This window comes from Allobosea sp. 05T422_2 (assembly GCF_056396265.1).
Genome location: NZ_JBFTLD010000407.1, coordinates 1 through 3603, shown reverse-complemented (window position 1 = coordinate 3603; position 3603 = coordinate 1). Strand labels below are relative to the sequence as shown.

The following is a 3603-nucleotide window of genomic DNA, read 5'->3' as shown; positions in this document are numbered from 1 at the left end:
CAAGCAACTGATCCAGTGTGTCCTTCTTGATGACCATGAGCGCCCTCCATCGGCGTCACTATGGCCCCGGACACAAAATCCCTGACAGTCCCCCGGATGGGATCTCGCCGAGCAGCAATTTGCGATATGGTTCTTCCGCGACCCCTTCGATCTTCGACAGTGTTTCCTCAATCCAGGTATCGTGGCTGCCGTCAGGGTTTTCGACCGAATAGAAATGACGCTCTATCCCCGTCTCCTCGGGGATCGCTGATCGAGGTTTCGCGACCTTCTTTGAGAACGTCCAGACGTGCCCTTTAGGTTCGGCGCCGGCGAAACGGCTTAGGTGCAGCCTCGGCACAATGTGCTGCATGATCGGCCGCGGATTTTTGGGTTGGCTCATGCCGCAATGCTTAGCGCCATGCCCCGAACTGACAACCGCCGCTGAGGCGTTACGCAGCGCTGTCCACGGAGGGCGTGCGGCGGAATGGCGGGACAAAGCGCACCGAAAGCCAAGTAAAATGGCGCTGCTATTCGGGACAGGGATTCCGGCTAAGTGACTGCTAGACCTCAATCGCTCCGGTTCGGGCGAGGCCTCCACCTCCTTAACATGATGCGCTGACTGCCCTGATCCTCGCGAAAGCGAGGCATCTGTGCCTTGCGCGAGATGAACGGTTCCGGACAATCCCGTTCATCACCGGTTCGAGCCCGATCGGCTTCCATGCTGTCGATCCGATTCACCTGGAGACGAATCATGCGAAACTTTTTCCTCGCCTCGGCCCTGATGCTGGGCCTGACGGCTGCCCTGCCCGCAGCCGCACTCGCAGCGCCACCGACCACGGCTGGCGACCTGCTGAGCGGGACGTCCGACATTCAGCAGGTTCAGTATCGCGACTGGCGCCATGGCCGGGGACACTATTCTCACGGTTATCGCTACGGTCCCCCACGCGGCTATTACGGCCGCCGCCATTACGGCCCGCCGCCCTATGGCTATGCACGCGGGCACTGGCGCCATCGCCAGTATTACGGCCGGCCCTATTACCGCTGATAGCGCCGCATACCGGCCCGGAGGTCGATTCTCCCGCCCGGAAGCAATGCCAGGATCGGCGCCTTGACGGCGCCGATTTCGCGTGAGCCGCTGGTGCAGGCTATCGGGAGGCAGGCTATCAGGAGGGATGAGCGCCTCCTCCCTGTTCTGGTTCCGCGACGATCTGCGTCTCGCCGACAATCCTGCCCTTTGCGCAGCTGCGGCCCATGGCCCCGTCCTTTGCCTCTACATCCTCGACGAATCACCGAAACGGCGCGTGCTGGGCGGCGCAGCGCGCTGGTGGTTGTCACGCTCTCTCGCCGCGCTCGCCGAAGAGCTGGGCGCGCGCGGCGGCAGGCTCGTCCTGATGCGGGGAGACCCTGCCAGGTTGATTCCCATGGTCGTGGCCGCAACAGGCGTCGACCTCGTCACCTGGAATCGTCGCTACGAGGCCRCCGCCATTGCGCTTGATTCTGAGGTGAAGCGCGAACTGACCCAGGCCGGCACGACCGTCGCGAGCTACAATGCCAGCCTGCTCAACGAGCCCTGGCAGATCGCAACGGGCTCCGGCACGCCCTTCAAGGTCTTCACGCCCTATTGGCGCGCAGTCCGGGCGCGCGGCGAGCCGGCAGCTCCTGCCCCAGCCCCCACACAGCTGAGACCGCTGCCTCTCCCCGAATCGCTGAAACCRCTTGCCCTCGATCATGAGAGGCTGATGCTGGAACCGACCGCGCCCGATTGGGCTGGAGGCATGCGCGAGGCCTGGATTCCGGGCGAGGCTGGCGCGACGGGCGCCGTCTCCTCTTTCCTCGGCGAGGCGATCGCAGGCTACAGCGAGGGTCGCAATCGTCCCGACAAGGTCTCGACCTCGCGCCTCTCTCCGCATCTGCGCTTCGGTGAAATCGGGCCCCGCCAGCTCTGGCACGCCACGCTGGCAGCCCGGCATGCAGGAGAAATCCCGGGCAGCGCCGGCGATGCAGAGAAATTTCTCTCCGAAATCGGCTGGCGTGAATTCTCCTACCACCTGCTCTTCCATCACCCTGACCTGGCGACGCAGAACTTCAACGCGCGTTTCGACGCTTTTCCATGGCGACAGGACGATGCCGCGCTGCACGCCTGGCAACGCGGGCTGACAGGCTATCCGATCGTCGATGCCGGCATGCGCGAACTCTGGACGACCGGCTGGATGCATAATCGCGTGCGGATGATCGTCGCGTCCTTCCTGATCAAGCACCTGCTCATAGACTGGCGCGAAGGCGAGCGCTGGTTCTGGGACACTCTGGTTGACGCCGACCCCGCCAATAATCCCACGAGTTGGCAATGGGTTGCGGGATCGGGCGCCGATGCCGCTCCCTATTTCCGCATCTTCAACCCAGTKACGCAGGGCGAGAAATTCGACCCCGACGGCACCTATGTCCGACGCTGGATTCCGGAACTCGGTCAGCTTCCAGCCCCGGAGATCCACAGTCCCTGGACGCTTTCGCCTGGCAAGCTCGCGGCCGCTGGCGTCCGGCTCGGAGAAACCTATCCACGCCCGATCATCGATCTCGGTTTTGGCCGGCAGCGGGCGCTCGATGCCCTTGCGTCCCTGGGTCGCGCATAGCCTGCCTGCCGTGCTTCGTGCCCTCATCCTTCGAGCGCGAGCACGGCAAAGCTCGCGAGCCAGTGTTCGCCCATATAGTCGCCGGCGATATGGGGAAGCCCGGCCGCCAGGTGCCGTGCGGCAGCGTCCTCTGCCAGGGTTCGGCGCGGATCGCCCGGCGGCAGCGCCGCGGAGAGCGCGCGCCAGCACCACGCCCGGCTGAGATTCAGACCATCGAGATGGGCGATCTTGCCATCCGTGCGATCGCTGACAGTCGCCGGCCGGAACAGGGTTTCCGGTCCGCTGTCGGCAAGCCTGGGCAGGAAGACGTCGAACCAGGGCAGAAATTCCTCCCCTGGCAGGAGACGCCTCATGCATTCCGCCTCGATCAGCGCCGAGGACAGGAAGTCGTCGCCGCTCGGCTCGCCCCAGGCCGGGCAATCCGCATCCCCGCCGTACCAGCGCCTGCCGGTGTCTCGCAGCAGCGCCATGAAGGCGTCGTCCCGCGTCACCGCAGCATAGTCTGCCGCCATCCTGAGGCCGAAGGCCGTGTTGAAATGCGTGCCCACGCGGACCGGATAGGTCGCGAGCGGCAGAAAGTCGCGAAAGCGCTGAGCGAATGCGTCCGCCAGCGGCGCGAGCATCTGCGACCAGCGCTGGTCGTCATGCAGGTGCAGTTCCTCGGCCAGTTTCAAAAGCCAAGCCCAGCCATAGGGCCGCTTGAAGCCGCGCGCCGTCGGCGCCGCAAGATAGGCGCACTCGACGGCGACCTTGTCCGCGACGAACTGTTCGTCGAACAGGGCGCAGATATCTCCGGCATTCGGAAGGTCCGGAAAGCGGCGCAGCAGGCGCGCCAGCATCCAGTAGCTGTGAACGCAGGAATGCCAGTCATAGCTGCCATAGAAGACCGGATGGAGTTCACGCGGCGTTCGGGCGTCTTCGGGGCCGGCCAGGACATGATAGACCGGATGGAGTTCACGCGGCGTTCGGGCGTCTTCGGGGCCGGCCAGGACATGAT

Annotated in this window: 4 protein-coding genes; 2 read left to right on the top strand and 2 right to left on the bottom strand. The window is 64.7% G+C overall.

The window, feature by feature from the left end; all coding sequences use genetic code 11:
* Window positions 1–58 precede the first annotated feature (58 nt).
* Window positions 59–379 (bottom strand): DUF4238 domain-containing protein, encoded by a 321-nt coding sequence (locus tag AC1DJT_RS35105; RefSeq protein ID WP_476770033.1) that lies wholly within the window; start codon window positions 377–379, stop codon window positions 59–61.
* Window positions 380–730: 351 nt separating this feature from the next.
* Here AC1DJT_RS35105 and AC1DJT_RS35100 point away from each other — a divergent pair, with 351 nt between their 5' ends.
* Both AC1DJT_RS35100 and AC1DJT_RS35095 read left to right on the top strand, forming a co-directional pair.
* Window positions 731–1024: a hypothetical protein gene (locus AC1DJT_RS35100; protein WP_441489886.1), complete on the top strand. Its 294-nt coding sequence runs from the start codon at window positions 731–733 to the stop codon at window positions 1022–1024.
* A 127-nt stretch (window positions 1025–1151) separates the two neighbouring features.
* Window positions 1152–2606, top strand: a complete 1455-nt coding sequence (locus AC1DJT_RS35095; protein ID WP_476835899.1) for a cryptochrome/photolyase family protein — start codon at window positions 1152–1154, stop codon at window positions 2604–2606.
* Window positions 2607–2629: 23 nt separating this feature from the next.
* Here AC1DJT_RS35095 and AC1DJT_RS35090 read toward each other — a convergent pair whose 3' ends face one another.
* Window positions 2630–3595: a DUF2891 domain-containing protein gene (locus tag AC1DJT_RS35090; protein ID WP_476835900.1), complete on the bottom strand. Its 966-nt coding sequence runs from the start codon at window positions 3593–3595 to the stop codon at window positions 2630–2632.
* Window positions 3596–3603: the final 8 nt, after the last annotated feature.